The organism is Roseateles sp. GW821-FHT09G03 (assembly GCF_059416045.1).
Map to the genome: position 1 here is coordinate 116,194 of NZ_JBWKOK010000008.1, position 16,887 is coordinate 133,080.

11 protein-coding genes and 4 tRNA genes are annotated in these 16,887 nt (G+C 66.2%); 11 read left to right on the forward strand and 4 right to left on the reverse strand.

Annotation, left to right across the window (positions count from 1 at the left end):
* Window positions 1-67 precede the first annotated feature (67 nt).
* On the forward strand, window positions 68-1,096 hold the full coding sequence (pbpG, locus tag AC07OZ_RS24910; RefSeq protein WP_495469755.1) for a D-alanyl-D-alanine endopeptidase: 1,029 nt from the start codon (window positions 68-70) through the stop codon (window positions 1,094-1,096).
* Between the two features lie 101 nt (window positions 1,097-1,197).
* Here the strand turns inward: pbpG and AC07OZ_RS24915 are convergent, their stop codons facing one another.
* From AC07OZ_RS24915 to hpnC, 4 genes are all read right to left on the reverse strand, one after another.
* Entirely contained in the window at window positions 1,198-1,965 is a 768-nt protein-coding gene (locus tag AC07OZ_RS24915) for an IclR family transcriptional regulator (RefSeq protein ID WP_067275654.1), read from the reverse strand.
* 119 nt (window positions 1,966-2,084) lie between these two features.
* Window positions 2,085-3,368, reverse strand: a complete 1,284-nt coding sequence (gene hpnE, locus AC07OZ_RS24920; RefSeq protein ID WP_495469756.1) for a hydroxysqualene dehydroxylase HpnE — start codon at window positions 3,366-3,368, stop codon at window positions 2,085-2,087.
* Window position 3,369: 1 nt separating this feature from the next.
* Window positions 3,370-4,269 carry a presqualene diphosphate synthase HpnD gene (gene hpnD, locus AC07OZ_RS24925; RefSeq protein ID WP_495469757.1) on the reverse strand — a complete coding sequence of 300 codons (900 nt, stop codon included), beginning with the start codon at window positions 4,267-4,269 and terminating at the stop codon, window positions 3,370-3,372.
* Window positions 4,266-5,171, reverse strand: coding sequence for a squalene synthase HpnC (gene hpnC, locus AC07OZ_RS24930; protein WP_495469885.1), 906 nt, complete (start codon window positions 5,169-5,171; stop codon window positions 4,266-4,268). Before hpnC ends, hpnD begins: the two co-directional genes overlap by 4 nt.
* Before the next feature lie 181 nt (window positions 5,172-5,352).
* On the opposite strand from hpnC, the gene AC07OZ_RS24935 reads away from it, so the two are divergent.
* From AC07OZ_RS24935 to AC07OZ_RS24980, 10 genes are all read left to right on the forward strand, one after another.
* Complete coding sequence (locus tag AC07OZ_RS24935; RefSeq protein ID WP_495469758.1) at window positions 5,353-6,570, forward strand: efflux RND transporter periplasmic adaptor subunit; 1,218 nt, start codon at window positions 5,353-5,355, stop codon at window positions 6,568-6,570.
* A 16-nt stretch (window positions 6,571-6,586) separates the two neighbouring features.
* Window positions 6,587-9,727: an efflux RND transporter permease subunit gene (locus tag AC07OZ_RS24940; protein ID WP_495469759.1), complete on the forward strand. Its 3,141-nt coding sequence runs from the start codon at window positions 6,587-6,589 to the stop codon at window positions 9,725-9,727.
* A gap of 208 nt (window positions 9,728-9,935) precedes the next feature.
* Window positions 9,936-10,022: transfer RNA gene (locus AC07OZ_RS24945), tRNA-Leu, on the forward strand.
* A gap of 26 nt (window positions 10,023-10,048) precedes the next feature.
* A complete protein-coding gene (gene tig / locus AC07OZ_RS24950; protein ID WP_495469760.1) occupies window positions 10,049-11,359 on the forward strand; it encodes a trigger factor in 1,311 nt (436 codons plus the stop codon).
* Window positions 11,360-11,581: 222 nt separating this feature from the next.
* A complete protein-coding gene (gene clpP / locus AC07OZ_RS24955; RefSeq protein WP_067275631.1) occupies window positions 11,582-12,187 on the forward strand; it encodes an ATP-dependent Clp endopeptidase proteolytic subunit ClpP in 606 nt (201 codons plus the stop codon).
* Window positions 12,188-12,490: 303 nt separating this feature from the next.
* Window positions 12,491-13,759, forward strand: coding sequence for an ATP-dependent Clp protease ATP-binding subunit ClpX (gene clpX / locus AC07OZ_RS24960; RefSeq protein WP_495469761.1), 1,269 nt, complete (start codon window positions 12,491-12,493; stop codon window positions 13,757-13,759).
* Between the two features lie 130 nt (window positions 13,760-13,889).
* Window positions 13,890-16,316, forward strand: coding sequence for an endopeptidase La (lon, locus tag AC07OZ_RS24965; RefSeq protein ID WP_495469762.1), 2,427 nt, complete (start codon window positions 13,890-13,892; stop codon window positions 16,314-16,316).
* 242 nt (window positions 16,317-16,558) lie between these two features.
* Window positions 16,559-16,634 (forward strand) — tRNA-Gly (locus tag AC07OZ_RS24970).
* Window positions 16,635-16,724: 90 nt separating this feature from the next.
* Window positions 16,725-16,798: transfer RNA gene (locus AC07OZ_RS24975), tRNA-Cys, on the forward strand.
* 13 nt (window positions 16,799-16,811) lie between these two features.
* Window positions 16,812-16,887: transfer RNA gene (locus tag AC07OZ_RS24980), tRNA-Gly, on the forward strand.

Genomic DNA, 16,887 nt, shown 5'->3' on the forward strand with positions numbered 1-16,887 from the left:
CACTGACCTGGGGACTGGATTGAAGACCATTGCGACATTGCTGTCTGGTGCCGCGCTCAGCGGCGTCATGTTGCTGACGGGTTTGACCGCCAGTCTCGCGCCGATCCAATCGGCGCAGGCGGCCACCTCGTCGTCCTCCAAAGCCAAGGTGAAGAGCGTGCGGCAGGCCAAGCCGGCCCCGCGCTCTCCGCGCAAGGTGGCTGCCCGCGCGGCGGCCCCGGTCCGGGAGGTCGTCCCGTCCAAACCGTCCTTCGGGACGATGTACGGGCTGCACGACACCGAAGATCCGCTCGATCTGAAATCCAGCGTCGCCTACGTCGTCGACCAGGACACCAACGAGGTCCTGTTCTCGAAGAACCCGTCGGCGGTGCTGCCGATCGCGTCCATCACCAAGCTGATGACCGCGCTGCTGGTCGTCGAGGCGAACCAGTCGCTCGACGACAAGATCGAGATCACCGACGAGGACAAGGACACCGAGAAGTTCACCGGCTCGCGCCTGACCGTCGGCACGACGCTGACGCGCGGCGAGCTGCTGCATCTGGCGCTGATGTCCTCGGAGAACCGCGCGGCGCATGCGCTCGGCCGCAACTACCCGGGCGGCTTGGAAACCTTCGTGGCGGCAATGAACGCCAAGGCCCAGATGCTGGGCATGATGGACACGCATTACGTCGAGCCGACCGGCTTGTCCAGCCGCAATCAGTCGAGCGCTGCCGACCTGGCCAAGCTGGTCAAGGTCGCGCACTCGTTCCCGCTGATGCGCGAGCTGTCGACTTCGTCCGAATACACGGTCGCGCTGGGCCGCAAGCAGGTCCGCTTCGGCACGACCAACGGCCTGGTTCGCAAGGGCGACTGGGACATCGGCTTGCAGAAGACCGGTTTCATCAACGAAGCCGGCCAGTGCCTGGTGATGCAGGCGCAACTCGCCGGCCGCAAGCTGATCATGGTGTTCCTGGATTCCGCCGGGAAGTACTCGCGCATCGGCGACGCCGAGCGGGTGCGCAAGTGGCTGACCGGTGCCGCGTCGCCGCTGGCGTCTGTTGCGACCCCGCCGACCGCCGGTGCGACGGCGCTGACGCCGGTGATCTCGGCGAAGTAAGCCGGATGACTCTGGAATGAAAGAAGCGGGCCCTGCGCCCGCTTCGTCGTTTCTCCGGCCCGTCTTTTCGTGCGTGCTCGCGGACGGACCTTCGGGAGCACTCAGCCCCGGAAACCGAGCGACGCTGAAATCCGGGTCGCCGTCTCCTTCAGACGCGGCAACCAGCCTTCCTCCAGCCGATCCGCGGGTGCCGAGATGGACAGTCCCGCCACCAGCTTGCCCTGGTCGTCATAGATGCCGGCGGCCATGCAGCGCACGCCGAGTTCGAGCTCTTCATCATCGCGCGCGACGCCGCGCTGGCGCACCAGCGCCATCTCGCGTTCAAGCAGGTTGATCTCGGTCAGGCTGTTGCGTGTGTGGCCGGAGAGTCCCGTGCGGGTCGCGTACGCCCGCACGCGCTGAGGATCGTCGCTGGCAAGGAAAAGCTTGCCGACCGAGGTCAGGTGCAACGGTGCGCGGCCGCCGACCGCGCGCACGACCTGCATGCCGCTGCGCTCGGAGTAGGTGCGCTCGATGTAGACGATCTCGTCACCCTGCCGCACCGACAGGTTGACCGGCTGGTGGGTCAGCTTGTGGAGCTCGCGCATCGGGCCGATCGCAGCCTCGCGGACGTCCAGGCGAGCCTTGACCAGGTTGCCCAGTTCCAGCAGGCGCATGCCCAGCCGGTAGCTGCCGGCCTCGGGACGATCCACGAAACGTCCTAGGGTCAGGTCGTTCAGGATGCGGTGGGCGGTCGACGGATGCAGTCCCGTGGTCTCGCTGATGAGCTTCAGGGACACGGGGTCCTGGTGCTGGGCCAGGACGTCCAACAGCGCAAACGTGCGCTCGAGGACCTGGATGGCGGGGGTCTGGAGCTCCTTGGACTTCATGCGGACGATTGTGAAGGATTTCTCCAGGGTTTTGCATGGCGAAACCGAGAGAGGCCGCCGGTGGGCGCGTTCCGTCGCTTTTGCCCATCAGCGGTGCGAGAACCGGGTGAGGGAAGGCATCAAACGGACGCTTCGCCGATGGAGTGCCGCATTGCGGAACGGGCCGCGAACAAGCCGCTTCGAACGGCGCCTTCGAGTGTTGCTGGATAGGGGCCGGCGAGGTAATCCCCCGCCGCCCAGATCCCTGGCGCGATCGGCGCTTCCGGGCGGAGCAGCCCGGGCGTGCAAGCGAAGGTCGCCCGTTTTTCGCTCAGCACCCGGACGATCCGCGGTGGCGTCGCCCACTGGAAGTGCCGCTGGGCCTGCGCCAGCGCCGCGGCGCCGGTGGCATCGAGTCCCCGGACAATCCATGGTGCCGCGCCGCTGACGACGAGGCTGAACAGCCCTGGATGCTGGCCGAGTTGGCCGAGATCGAAGGCGAACTGTGCCGGCTCAGTGGCCGATTCGCGCAGCGCCACCATCGGGGCCGGGAGCTCCGAGCCGGCGCTTTCCAGATAGATGGTGACGATCGGCTGGAACTCGAACGCGCCGGCGACGGCGCTCCAATGCGGCGCCAGTTCGCGCGTGAGTCGGGAGGCTTCGTTGGAACTGCAGGCGACGATGGTGGCGTCGAACAGATCGCCGTCGATGATCCAACGCTTGCCCTCCGCTTCGAGGTGCTGGACGCGTCGAGTTCGGATCTCCGTCCCACGCGATTGCAGCCAGGCGCGCGCCGGGGTGGGCAACAGTGCGCCCAGCCCGCGTCGCGGCAGCAGCAGATCCGCGCTGCCCGGACCGCTGAACAAGGCATCCTTGAGCACCCGCAGGAAGACCTGCGCGCTCGCCTGGGTGGACGGCGTGTTCAACGCGGCGACGCACAGCGGATCGATCAGGTCGTCGCGCACTGCGCGCGGCAGCCCGTCGCAGAGCTCGGCGACGGTCAGCCCCGGATCGCAACGGAAACCGCGCATCGTCCATAAGCTGCTGGTTATCAGGAAGCGCAGTCGATCCGGCCAAGACCACGCCGCGCAGCTCAGCACCCCGCGCAGGAAGGCGAGGGTAGGGGGGCCGGCAGGCAATTGCAGTGTCTCGCGATCGGGATAACGCAGCCGCAGCGGCATGCGGAGCAGGTCCGCGTCCGGATCGCCGCCCACGCGCCGCATCAGTGCCAGCGTGTCCGTGTAGGCGCCGATCAGGATGTGCTGGCCGTTGTCGAGCACCGGCTCGACGCCTTCGAGGGTGCGTGCCCGCCCGCCGAGCGTCGGCGCCATCTCGAAAAGCGTGACGGCGGCGCCCAGCGACACCGCCTCGACGGCCGCGGCGAGCCCCGCCCAGCCGCCGCCGATGACGGCCAATCGCGTCACGTCAGCGCCCGCGCCAGTTCGTCTTCATCGCGATCCACAGCTTGCGCAGCGGCGTCAGCGCAATGCGCTGGTGCAGGACCTGGAAGTTCTCGGCCTCGATCTCGCGCAGCAGCGTGCGGTAGATTTTGGCCATCATGAGGCCCGGCTTCTGCGCCTTGCGGTCCGTATCGGACAGCAGGGCGACGGCTTCGTCGTACAGCGCGTGCGCGCGGTCCGCCTGGAACTTCATCAGCGCGGTGAACCGGTCGCTGTAGCCCCAGGGGGCGTCGCGCTTGAGGATCTCGTGCGCCTTCACGTCGAACTGCTGCAATTCGCTGACCGGCAGATAGATGCGGCCGCGTCGCGCGTCGTCGCCGACATCCCGGATGATGTTGGTGAGCTGCATCGCCTGGCCCAGCTTGTGGGCGTAGGCGATGGTGCGGGGATCCGCGCGGCCGAAGATGCCCGAGGCCACCTCGCCCACCACGCCCGCCACCAGGTGGCAATAGCGCTGCAGGCCGGGATAGTCGAGGTAGCGCGTCTGCTCCAGATCCATCTGGCAGCCGTCGATGACGGCCAGCAGATGCTCGACGCGGATGTCGTAATCCTGGACGTGCGGCATCAGCGCCTTCATCGCAGGATGCGAGGGCTGGCCGCTGAAGGCACTCATCGCTTCCTTGCGCCACCAGGCTAGCTTGGTCGCGGCCACGCCCGGATCGGACACCTCGTCCACCACGTCGTCGACCTCCCGGCAGAATGCGTAGAAGGCAGTGATCGCCGCGCGGCGAGGCGGTGGCAGGAAAAGGAACGCGTAGTAGAAGCTCGAGCCGCTCGCGGCGGCTTTCTGCTGGACGTACTGCTCCGGTGAGGAGGCGCCGGAGGCGGTCGTCGTGTCTGAAGTCTTGTCGGTCTTGGTGTTCATCGCGCCGTCCCTTCGCGGCGTGGGTTCATCCGGTCCGCCGGCATCGTCATCGCGCGCCACAGCAGGAGCGGTGCGTCGGACGCACCGATCGTCGGCCGTCGGAGCAAGGCGTCGAAACGGTTCGATGCCAGCTTGTCGAGGATGCGGAGGCCGCCTTGTACCACCAAGCGCAGCTCCCAGCCGGCCCGGCCCGGAATCCGGCGAGCCAGCGGCGCCCCTTCTGCCATCAAGGCGCGGGCCCAGTCGCAGAGTGACGCGATCAGCGCGCGCGCCGCCGGGCCGTCGCGCAGCGACAGCAGGTCCTGTCCCTCGACGCCGTGACGACGGCGATCTTCCAGCGGCGCGTAGATCCGGCCGCGCGGGCCGTCGACGGTGAAGTCCTGCCAGAAGTTGATCAGCTGCAGCGACGAGCAGATCGCGTCCGAGCGCCGCAGCGACTCGGGGTCGTCGATGCCGTACAGGTGCAGCAGCAGGCGCCCGACCGGGTTGGCCGAGCGGCTGCAGTAGTCGAGCAATTCGGCGCGGGTCGCGTAATCGGTCTTCACGAGGTCCTGCTCGAAGGCATCGAGGAGGTCCTCCAGCAGCGGCACCGGCAGGCGGTACTCGACCAGGACGCGTCCCAGCGGTGCGAACACACGGGTCTCCCACCGCGGCGAGGGCGCCTGGCCGGAGGCCACGGCGCGCAGATCGGCGCGATAGTCCGCCAGGTCGCGCAATCGCTGCGCGGGCGTCGCATCGCCTTCGTCGGCCAAGTCGTCGGCCGTCCGCGCGAATCTGTAGATCGCCATGATCGCGGGACGCAACGCCGGCGGGCTCAGCCAGGAAGCGACAGGAAAGTTTTCGTAGTGCTCTATGCTCACGGGCGGCATTCTCCGCTGAGCGGGCGGTGCCGTTTGCGTCAACCTGACGTCCCGGACCCTCGGCGGTTTGCCACGGGCGTCACTCTCCGCAGACCACGAGCAGTACCCCGGTGAACCGTACGCCGTCGGTTTGACACGTCCGGACACGCTGAATACATTACTGACCGGTCAGTCAGTTACTCCGATGCCCAAGGCCGGGCGTCGTGGCTTTGTCGAGGTGTTCATGCCCCAACGGTCTCTTGTGTCCCTGCCCGCCGGTACGTCCGGCGCCGTATCCGAACCTGCGTTCGCCGGCTCCGGGGGGCGTGCATCGACGTGGCTGGCGGCGACCGCCGCCGTGGCCGCCATGGCCGTGTTGGCCGCCTGCGGCAAGCAGGCTCCGCCGCCCGAGCCGGAGCGCTATGTGCGCACCGTGGTACTGACGCCGCAATCGGCCGGCCTGCAACGCGAGTTCGCCGCCGAGGTGCGGGCCCGTCTTGAGTCGAGGCTGTCCTTCCGTGTCGCCGGGAAGATCCTGGAACGCAAGGTGGACCTCGGGTCGGTGGTCAAGCCCGGGCAGGTGCTGGCGCGGATCGACAGCTCGGATCTGGTGCTCGCCCAGGAGGCCGCCAAGTCCACCGTGCTGGCGGCGCGTGTCAATCGCGACCAGCTCGGTGCCGACTACCGGCGCTACATCGATCTGCACCGCCAGGGCTTCATCAGCGCGGCGGAACTCGATCGCCGCGACGCCGCCTTCAAGGCCGCGCAGGCGCAGTTCGAATCGGCTCGTGCCCAGTCGGACGTGCAGCGCAACCAGGCGCAGTACTCGAGCCTGATCGCCGACGCGGCCGGCGTCGTGACCGGCATCGACGCGGAGCCCGGCATGGTCGTGGCCGCCGGCACGCCGGTCGTGCGCGTGGCCAATGACGGGCCGCGGGACATCGTGTTCTCCGTCTCCGAAGACCAGATCGCGCTGGTGCGCGCCGCCGCTGCGCGTCCGGACGGCCTGAAGGTCCGCCTCTGGACCGATACCAAGGCCGACGCACAGCCGATCAAACTGCGTGAACTGGCTGCCGCCGCCGATCCGGTGACGCGGACCTTCCTGGTGAAGGCCGAGTTGAACAGCCAGAACGTGCACCTGGGCCAGACCGCGACGGTCGTGTTGACCGGCACGCCGTCGGACAACGCGATCAAGCTGCCGCTGAGCGCCGTGATGGAAGTGCAGGGCAAGAGTTCCGTGCTGCTGCTCGACCCGAAAACGATGGCCGTGAGCCCGAAGGTGGTGACCGTCGCGGGCGCCGAAGGCAACGAACTGGTCGTGCAGGGCTTGTCGCCCGGGATGGAAGTCGTGACCGCCGGCGGCCATGTGCTCACGCCAGGGCAGAAGGTCAAGCGCTTCGTTCCGCCGGGCACGCCGACCGAGGGCGCAGCGCCCGCGCCGGCTCCGACCGCTTCGCGCTGATCCTTGGGAGCCCTGAATGAGCAACCCGAGCCGCGCCGGTTTCAACCTCTCGCGCTGGGCGCTGGAGCACGCCCCGCTGACGCGCTACCTGATGGTGGTGCTGATGGTGCTGGGCTTCGCCGCCTACTTCCAGCTGGGCCAGGACGAAGACCCGCCGTTCACCTTCCGCGCGATGGTCGTGCAGGCCTACTGGCCAGGCGCGACGCCGCAGCAGATGGCCGAACAGGTCACCGACAAGATCGAGCGCACCCTGCAGGAGGTGCCGCACGCCGACAAGATCCGCAGCTACACCAAGCCGGGGGAGTCGCTCACCATCTTCCAGGTGAAGGACAACACCGCGCCGACCGAGGTGCCGCAGCTCTGGTACACGGTCCGCAAGAAGATCGGCGACCTGCGGGCCACGCTGCCGCAGGGCGTGCTGGGCCCGTTCTTCAACGATGAATTCGGCGACGTCTACGGTTCTATCTTCGCGTTGTCGTCCGACGGCGGCTTCTCGATCGAGGAACTGCGCCAACAGGCCGAAGCCGTGCGCTCCGAGCTGCTGCGCGTGCAGGACGTGGCCAAGGTCGACCTCTTCGGTGTCCAGGCCGAGAAGCTGTTCATCGAGATCTCGCAGAAGCGGCTCGCCGAGCTGGGCCTGGACTTCAACCAGGTGGTGTCGCAGCTCAACGCGCAGAACGCGGTCGAGAGCGCCGGCACGATGAACGCCGGCAGCGCCAACGTGCAGATCCGCATCGAGGGTCAGCTCAACTCGGTCCAGGCGCTGAGCGAATTCCCGATCCGCGGCACCAACACGCAGACCGGCGCGGCCAGCAGCATCCGCCTGGGCGACATCGCCAAGGTCCGCCGCGGCTACGTCGACCCGGCCACCACGATGGTCCGCTTCAACGGCAAGCAGGTCGTGGCGCTGGGCGTGTCGATGGGCAAGGGCGGCGACATCATCGCGCTGGGCAAGGCGCTGCAGACCAGCGTCAAGCGGCTGCAGCAGCAACTGCCGGCCGGCATCTCGCTGCAGCAGATCCAGGACCAGCCCACGGCCGTGAAGAGCTCGGTGGGCGAGTTCGTGCACGTGCTGATCGAGGCGGTCGTCGTCGTGCTGGGCGTGAGCTTCATCGCGCTGGGCCTGCACACCAAGCCGCTGCGCATCGACGTGTGGCCGGGCCTGGTCGTGGGCATCACGATCCCGCTGGTGCTGGCGATCACCTTCGTCGTGATGCTCTATGCCGGCGTGGGCCTGCACAAGATCTCGCTGGGGTCGCTGATCATCGCGCTGGGGCTGCTCGTCGACGACGCCATCATTGCGGTCGAGATGATGGTGCGCAAGCTCGAAGAGGGCTACGACAAGATGCACGCGGCGACGTATGCCTACGACGCCACCGCCAAGCCGATGCTGACCGGCACCCTGATCACCGCGGTCGGGTTCCTGCCGATCGGTCTGGCGAAATCCACCGTCGGCGAGTACACCTACGCCATCTTCGCGGTGACCGCGGCGGCGCTGGTGATCTCGTGGCTGGTGTCCGTGTACTTCGTGCCCTACCTGGGCGCGCTGCTGCTGAAGACACGCGCCGGCCACGAGGGCGAGGCTCACGAGGTCTTCGACACGCCGTTCTACAACCGCTTCCGCCGCTGGGTCGCCTGGTGCGTGTTCCACCGCTGGAAGACGATCGGCATCACGATCCTGGTGTTCGTGCTCGGTCTGGCCGGCATGGGCAAGGTGCAGCAGCAGTTCTTCCCGGACTCGAGCCGGCCGGAGATCCTCGTCGACCTCTGGCTGCCCGAGGGGGCCACGATCGAGGAGAGCAACGTCGTCGCCAAGCGCTTCGAGGCCCGCATGGCCAAGGAGCCGCTGGTGGGCAGCATCGCGACCTGGGTGGGTTCGGGCGTGCCGCGCTTCTACCTGCCGCTGGACCAGATCCTGCCCAACACCAACGTGAGCCAGGCCATCATCCAGCCCAGGACGCCAGCCGACCGAGAGACGCTGCGCCACAAGTTGCCGCAGATCCTGGCGCAGGAGTTCTCCGAGGTGCGCGGCCGCGTGAAGCTGCTGCCCAACGGCCCGCCAGTGCCATACCCGGTGCAGTTCCGCATCGCCGGCGACGATCCCGCGCAACTGCGGATGTACGCCGACCGCGCCAAGGAGCAGATGCGCGCCAACCCCAACATGGTCGGCGTCAACGATGACTGGAACGAGTCCATCAAGGTCCTGCGCCTTCAGGTCGACCAGGACAAGGCGCGCGCGCTGGGCGTGACCAGCCAGAGCATCGCGCAGGCGGCGCGCATCCTTGTCTCCGGCACGACGGTGGCGCAGTACCGGGAGGCCGATCGGCTCATCGACATCGTCCTGCGCCAGCCGGTGCAGGAGCGCGACACGCTGTCCGAACTCGCCAACGCCTATGTCCCGACCGCCTCCGGTCGCTCGGTGCCGCTGACCCAGATCGCCAAGCCCCAGTTCACCTGGGAGCCCGGTGTGATGCACCGCGAAAGCCGCCAGTTCGCGATCACCGTGCAAGGCGATGTCATCGAGGGCCTGCAGGGCGCGACCGTGACGAACCAGCTCTGGCCCGCGCTCGACGCGATGCGCAAGGACATGCCGCCCGGCTACTCGATCTCGATCGCCGGCGCGGTGGAGGAGAGCAGCAAGGGCACCGGCTCGATCGCGGCCGGCGTGCCCATCATGCTGTTCATCACCTTCACGCTGCTGATGCTGCAGCTGCACAGCTTCTCGCGCGCCATGCTGGCCTTCCTGACCGGCTTCCTCGGCATCGCCGGCGTGTCGGCGGCGCTGCTGCTCCTGAACCGGCCGTTCGGCTTCGTCGCGCTGCTGGGTGTCATCGCGCTGATGGGCATGATCCAGCGGAACTCCGTGATCCTGATCGACCAGATCGAGCAGGACCGCAGCCGCGGCGTGCCGCCGGCGCAGGCGATCGTCGAGTCCGCCGTGCGTCGTCTGCGCCCGATCGCGCTGACCGCCGCGGCCGCCGTGCTGGCGATGGTGCCGCTGTCTCGCAGCGTGTTCTGGGGCCCGATGGCGGTGGCCATCATGGGCGGCCTGATCGTGGCCACCGTGCTGACGCTGCTGGCGCTGCCGGCGATGTATGCCGCCTGGTTCCGCGTCGAACGCGACAAGGACGCGGGCATCGCGCCAACCACGCACTGACTGCGCACAAGCCCCGCAGGGGTTTCCCCCGCCCGGGACGGGCGGGGGTGCGTCGGAAAGCATCGATTCCTTGATTACAATCGCCGGTTTTCCGGATCGCGGAGGGCAGGGCCCTGGGTTCATCCTTCGCGTCATGAATTACCAAGGGGCCGTTGCGCAGACTGCGCGCAGACAGCGCGCGGCGATCGCGACGACCTCAGTTCACCCGGCGCGGGTGGCGAAATTGGTAGACGCACCAGGTTTAGGTCCTGACGCCTTCACGGGCGTGCCGGTTCGAGTCCGGCCCCGCGCACCACCCTCTCAACTGATTCCGAGTCCACTATGGCTGTCACCGTCGAAACTCTCGAAAAGCTCGAACGCCGCATCACGCTCACGCTGGCGGCCACTGTCATCAACTCCGAAGTCGAGTCCCGCCTGAAGAAGCTGGCCCGCACGGTCAAGGCCGACGGCTTCCGTCCCGGCAAGGTGCCGATGTCGTTCGTGGCGCAGCGCTACGGCGCGCAGGTCCAGTACGAAGTCGTCAACGACAAGCTGGGTGAGGCCTTCAGCGTCGCCGCCAACGAGGCCAAGCTGCGAGTCGCCGGCATGCCCAGCATCGCCCAGAAGGACGAAGCCGCCGAAGGCGAGCTGGCCTTCGACGCGACCTTCGAGGTCTATCCGGAAGTGAAGATCGCCGACCTGGCCGAGGCCGAGATCGAGCGCGTCTCCGCCGACGTGACCGATGAAGCCATCGACAAGACTGTCGAGATCCTGCGCAAGCAGCGCCGTTCGTTCGCCCAACGCGGCGCGGCGGATGTGGCCGCCGACGGCGACCGCGTCACCATCGACTTCGAAGGCAAGATCGACGGCGAACCCTTCGCCGGCGGCAAGGCCGACGCGTTCCAGTTCCTGCTGGGCGAAGGCCAGATGCTCGAAGCCTTCGAGAAGGCGGTCCGCGGCATGAAGGCCGGCGAATCGAAGACTTTCCCGCTCGCTTTCCCCGAGGACTATCACGGCAAGGACGTTGCCGGCAAGGAAGCCGACTTCCTGGTCACGGTCAAGAAGATCGAGGCCCAGCACCTGCCCGAAGTGAACGAATCGTTCGCCAAGGCCCTGGGCATCAAGGAAGGCACGGTCGAGGCCCTGCGCGCCGACATCAAGAAGAACCTCGAGCGCGAAGTGAAGTTCCGCGTGCTGGCCAAGAACAAGGGTGCTGCGATGGACGCGCTGGTCGGCAAGGCCGAACTGGACGTGCCCAAGTCGCTGATCGCCGGTGAAGCCGAGCGCATGGTCGCCAACGCCCGCGAAGACCTGAAGAAGCGCGGCATCAAGGACGCCGACAAGGCGCCGATCCCCGCCGAACTGTTCAACGACCAAGCCGAGAAGCGCGTGCGCCTGGGTCTGGTGGTCGCCGAGCTGGTTCGTTCGCAGAACCTGCAGGCCAAGCCCGAGCAGCTGCAGGCCCACATCGAAGAGATCTCGCAAAGCTACGAGAAGCCGGCGGAAGTCGTGCGCTGGTACCTGTCGGACCGCGAGCGCATGGCCGAGGTCGAAGCCGTCGTGATCGAAAACAACGTCACCGACTTCATCCTAGGCAAGGCCAAGATCACCGACAAGCAGCTGCCGTTCGACGAGCTGATGGCCACAGCCTGATCGTCGGACACGCGGTCCTGGCGCAGGGTTTTTCGGCGTTGCTCTTGATTCGCCGCAATCCCATCGCCAAGTAAGGCGCCAGGCCGCGAGGCCGGCGCCTTTTTCTTTCCCCGGCGCTACCGTCGCGAAGGCTCCCCCGAAGGGGGCCACCCTCGGACGGTCAGGGGATGGAGCGCACGACATAATGGTTTGTCGTGATCTCGAAACACATCAGAGGATTTCATGAGCGCGCTTGAAACCAGCAACCTGGGCATGGTGCCCATCGTCATCGAACAGTCGGGCCGCGGCGAGCGCGCCTACGACATCTACAGCCGCCTGCTGCGCGAGCGCATCGTCTTCCTGGTCGGCCCGGTGAACGATGCCGTCGCCAACCTGGTGGTCGCGCAGCTGCTGTTCCTGGAGAGCGAGAACCCCGAGAAGGAGATCTCGCTGTACATCAACTCGCCGGGCGGCAGCGTCTCGGCCGGCATGTCGATCTACGACACGATGCAGTTCATCAAGCCGTCGGTCTCGACGCTGTGCATGGGCATGGCGGCGTCGATGGGCGCCTTCCTGCTGGCCGCGGGCGAGAAGGGCAAGCGCTTCGCGCTGCCGAACTCCAAGATCATGATCCACCAGCCGCTGGGCGGCGCCCAGGGTCAGGCCACGGACATCGAGATCCACGCCCGCGAGATCCTCAAGACCCGCGAGCAGCTCAACCGCATCCTGGCCGAACGCACCGGGCAGAGCCTGGAGAAGATCCAGGCCGACACCGAGCGCGACTACTTCATGTCGGCCGCCGAGTCGGCGACGTACGGCCTGATCGACAAGGTGATCGAGAAGCGCTGATCGCGCATCGAGGTCCGGTCCTCGTCCTGTGTGCGGCGGCGTCCCTGTGGGGACGCCGCTTGCCTTCTCCCCGACCCTTGCCGTCGCTTCCGAGCGGGAGATTTCTCAAGAACAGGAAATCTTCTGATCGGTGCAGATCGAACTGCCGGCGCCGCGCGTCAACTGACCGCCAGTTGACCGCACCAACTGACCACCCTTAGGGGCTTTTATCCCTCCAAGGGTGGTGCCGGCAATTGAACTATCATCAATGCAGGCACTTGCCTGTATTCCCCGCAGCCCTTCAGCAGCCCCAGCAGCACTCCCATGGCCGAGAAAAAAGGCAACTCCAGCGAAAAAGTCTTGTATTGCTCCTTCTGCGGCAAGAGCCAGCATGAGGTCAAGAAGCTGATCGCGGGTCCGTCGGTGTTCATCTGCGACGAGTGCATCGAGCTGTGCAACGACATCATCCGCGACGAGGTCCCCGCCGAGGCGGCGACCGGCGGACGTGCCAGCAAGTCGGACCTGCCCGTCCCCAGCGAGATCAAGACGACGCTCGACCAGTACGTGATCGGCCAGGACGTGGCCAAGCGCACCCTGTCCGTCGCGGTCTACAACCATTACAAGCGGCTGCGCCACGCGGCCGACACGAAGGACGGCGTCGAGCTGTCCAAGAGCAACATCCTGCTGATCGGACCGACCGGGTCGGGCAAGACGCTGCTCGCTCAGACGCTGGCGCGTGTCCTGAACGTCCCGTTCGTGATCGCCGATGCCACGACGCTGACCGAAGCCGGCTATGTCGGCGAGGACGTCGAGAACATCATCCAGAAGCTGCTGCAGAACTGCAATTACGACGTCGAACGCGCGCAGCGCGGCATCGTCTACATCGACGAGATCGACAAGATCAGCCGCAAGGCGGACAACCCGTCGATCACGCGCGACGTGTCGGGCGAGGGCGTCCAGCAGGCGCTGTTGAAGCTGGTCGAAGGCACGATGGCGTCGGTCCCCCCTCAGGGTGGTCGCAAGCATCCGAACCAGGACTTCCTGCAGATCGACACGACCAACATCCTGTTCATCTGCGGCGGCGCCTTCGACGGGCTGGAGAAGCTCATCCAGAACCGCTCCGAGCGCTCCGGCATCGGCTTCGGTGCCGACGTCAAGAGCAAGAGCGACAAGAAGATCGGCGAGCTGTTCCGCGAAGTCGAACCCGGCGATCTGATCAAGTTCGGGCTGATCCCGGAGCTGGTCGGCCGCCTGCCGGTGATCGCCACGCTCGGCGAGCTGACTGAAGACGCGCTGGTGCAGATCCTGACCGAGCCGCGCAACGCGCTGGTCAAGCAGTACCAGCAGCTGTTCTCGATGGACGGGGTCGAACTGGAAGTCCGCCCGTCGGCGCTGAGCGCCGTCGCGCGCAAGGCGCTGGCCCGCAAGACGGGGGCCCGCGGTCTGCGCTCGATCGTCGAGCACGCGCTGATCGACACCATGTTCGAGCTGCCGTCGCTGGAGAGCGTCGCCAAGGTCGTGCTGGACGAACACAACATCGACGAGGACACCAAGCCGTTGCTGGTCTATCGCGAAACCAAGGCCAGCGCCTGAGGTCGCGAGGGCACCCCGGGCGATTCGCTTGCCATCACTTCACGTGGAAAGCAATCGCTCAAAGGCTATTGAACGGCACCTTGTAATTGGTAGCTCGGGCCCTAGATGGGCTTGAGAAAGAGAGGTTTTCATGTCCGGTCATCCGATCCTCCCCGCGGAACCCATCACGCTGCCGCTGCTCCCGTTGCGCGACGTGGTCGTGTTCCCGCACATGGTGATCCCGCTCTTCGTGGGTCGTCCCAAGTCCATCAAGGCCTTGGAAGCGGCGATGGAAGCAGGGCGCCAGATCATGCTGGTCGCGCAGAAGGCGGCTGGCAAGGACGAACCCAAGCCCGACGACATGTTCGAGATGGGTTGCGTCTCCAGCATCCTGCAGATGCTGAAGCTGCCCGACGGCACGGTGAAGGTGCTCGTCGAGGGCCTGCAACGCGCGACGACGAGCAAGATCGAGGACGGTGAAGAGCACTTCACCGCCGAGGTCGTGCCCATTCCGCCCGAAGCCGACGACCAGCCCGAAGTCGAAGCCCTGCGCCGCGCCGTGACGCAGCAGTTCGACCAGTACGTCAAGCTGAACAAGAAGATCCCGCCGGAGATCCTGACGTCCATCGCCGGCATCGACGATGCCGGCCGCCTGGCCGACACGATCGCCGCGCACCTGCCGCTGAAGCTCGATGCGAAGCAGTCCGTGCTGGACCTGTCCGAAGTGGGCAAGCGGCTGGAGAAGCTGCTGGACCTGCTCGAGCACGAGGTCGACATCCTCCAGGTGGAAAAGCGCATCCGTGGCCGCGTGAAGCGCCAGATGGAGAAGTCCCAGCGCGAGTACTACCTGAACGAACAGGTCAAGGCCATCCAGAAGGAGCTGGGCGACGGCGAGGAAGGCGCCGACATGGAGGAGCTGGAGAAGAAGATCCAGGCGGCTCGCATGCCGAAGGAAGCGCGCAAGAAGGCCGAGTCCGAGCTCAAGAAGCTCAAGCTGATGTCGCCGATGTCCGCGGAAGCGACCGTCGTGCGCAACTACATCGACACGCTGGTCAACCTGCCGTGGGCGAAGAAGACCAAGATCAAGCACGACCTGGCGAACGCCGAGGCAGTGCTCAACGAGGACCACTACGGCCTCGACAAGGTCAAGGAACGCATCCTCGAGTACCTCGCGGTGCAACAGCGCGTCGACAAGGTCAAGGCGCCGATCCTGTGCCTGGTCGGACCTCCGGGCGTGGGCAAGACCTCGCTGGGGCAGTCGGTGGCGCGCGCCACGGGCCGCAAGTTCGTGCGCATGGCGCTGGGCGGCGTGCGGGACGAGGCCGAGATCCGCGGTCATCGCCGCACCTACATCGGCTCGATGCCGGGCAAGGTGCTGCAGAGCCTGAGCAAGGTCGGCACGCGCAATCCGCTGTTCCTGCTCGACGAGATCGACAAGCTGGGCATGGACTTCCGCGGCGACCCGTCGTCGGCGCTGCTGGAGGTGCTGGACCCCGAGCAGAACCACACCTTCGCCGACCATTACATCGAGGTCGACTACGACCTGAGCGATGTCATGTTCGTGGCGACGTCGAACTCGCTGAACATCCCGCCGGCGCTGCTGGACCGGATGGAGGTCATCCGTCTGTCGGGTTACACCGAGGACGAGAAGGTCAACATCGCCCAGCGCTACTTGCTGCCGAAGCAACGCGGCAACAACGGCGTGAAGGACGAGGAGCTCGAGGTCACCGAAGACGCGATCCGCGGCGTGATCCGCTACTACACCCGGGAAGCCGGCGTGCGGTCGCTGGAGCGTGAGATCTCCAAGATCTGCCGCAAGGTCGTCAAGGGCCTGCAGCTGAAGGCCTATGACGGCAAGGTGGTCGTCAACGAGGACAACCTCAACGAATTCCTGGGCGTTCGCAAGTACGACTTCGGCCGTGCGGAGAAGAAGAACCAGGTCGGTCAGGTGGTCGGTCTGGCGTGGACGGAAGTGGGCGGCGATCTGCTGACCATTGAAGCCACCGCGATGCCGGGCAAGGGCAACATCATCCGCACCGGCTCGCTGGGCGACGTGATGAAGGAATCGGTCGAGGCGGCGCGTACGGTGGTGCGGTCGCGGGCTCGCCGCCTGGGCATCAAGGATGAGCTCTTCGAGAAGCGCGACATCCACGTGCACGTGCCTGACGGCGCGACGCCCAAGGATGGTCCGAGCGCGGGCATCGCGATGACGACGGCCTTCGTGTCGGCGCTGACCGGGATCGCGGTGCGGGCCGACGTGGCGATGACCGGCGAGATCACGCTGCGCGGCGAGGTCACGGCGATCGGCGGCCTGAAGGAGAAGCTCCTGGCGGCGCATCGCGGCGGCATCAAGACGGTCATGATTCCGGAAGAGAACGTCAAGGATCTGCAGGACATTCCGGAGAACGTGAAGAACCAGCTCGAGATCGTGCCGGTCCGCTGGATCGATCGCGTGCTGGAAGTGGCCCTCGAAACCTATCCGCAGGCCCTGCCTGAGGAAGAGGTCGCTGCGACGACGACGCCGGCCGAGAAGGTCGCGGAGCCGAAGCCCGATGCAGGCGATTCGCTGAAGCATTGATCGCGATCCGTTCGCGACTCCCATGACGACGGCGCCTTCGGGCGCCGTCGTTCATTTCAGCGTGATGAGCGCTCGCGCGTGAAGCGCGGCGTTTGGGCGATCTTCATAAAGAAGTCGCCGAACTCTTGCGAGAGCGTCAAAAACCGTTCTATACTCTCGGCTTCAGCGCAAACGGTGCAGCAGCAACAAAGCAATTCGCAAGAATTGCACGGCAGTTGATGCAGGCAGTGTGTTGAAGACCTGCGGGAATAGCTCAGTTGGTAGAGCGCAACCTTGCCAAGGTTGAGGTCGCGAGTTCGAGCCTCGTTTCCCGCTCCAGGTTCAAAAAAATGGAAGCCCAGGCTTCCATTTTTTATCGAAGTCGGACAACCAAATCCGGCTTCTACAGAATCCCGTCCAGGGTTCTGGGGCGCGATAGCAAAGCGGTTATGCCCCGGATTGCAAATCCGGTCAGTCCGGTTCGACTCCGGATCGCGCCTCCAAAGAATGGACATTGCGGGAATAGCTCAGTTGGTAGAGCGCAACCTTGCCAAGGTTGAGGTCGCGAGTTCGAGCCTCGTTTCCCGCTCCA

Excerpts from the sequence above, each read along its gene's own strand:
- pbpG (WP_495469755.1), top strand. The coding sequence starts at position 68 with ATGTTGCTGACGGGTTTGACCGCCAGTCTCGCGCCGATCCAATCGGCG.
- AC07OZ_RS24915 (WP_067275654.1), bottom strand. The coding sequence starts at position 1,965 with ATGAAGTCCAAGGAGCTCCAGACCCCCGCCATCCAGGTCCTCGAGCGC.
- hpnD (WP_495469757.1), bottom strand. The coding sequence starts at position 4,269 with ATGAACACCAAGACCGACAAGACTTCAGACACGACGACCGCCTCCGGC.
- AC07OZ_RS24935 (WP_495469758.1), top strand. The coding sequence starts at position 5,353 with ATGCCCCAACGGTCTCTTGTGTCCCTGCCCGCCGGTACGTCCGGCGCC.
- AC07OZ_RS24940 (WP_495469759.1), top strand. The coding sequence starts at position 6,587 with ATGAGCAACCCGAGCCGCGCCGGTTTCAACCTCTCGCGCTGGGCGCTG.
- tig (WP_495469760.1), top strand. The coding sequence starts at position 10,049 with ATGGCTGTCACCGTCGAAACTCTCGAAAAGCTCGAACGCCGCATCACG.
- clpP (WP_067275631.1), top strand. The coding sequence starts at position 11,582 with ATGAGCGCGCTTGAAACCAGCAACCTGGGCATGGTGCCCATCGTCATC.
- clpX (WP_495469761.1), top strand. The coding sequence starts at position 12,491 with ATGGCCGAGAAAAAAGGCAACTCCAGCGAAAAAGTCTTGTATTGCTCC.
- lon (WP_495469762.1), top strand. The coding sequence starts at position 13,890 with ATGTCCGGTCATCCGATCCTCCCCGCGGAACCCATCACGCTGCCGCTG.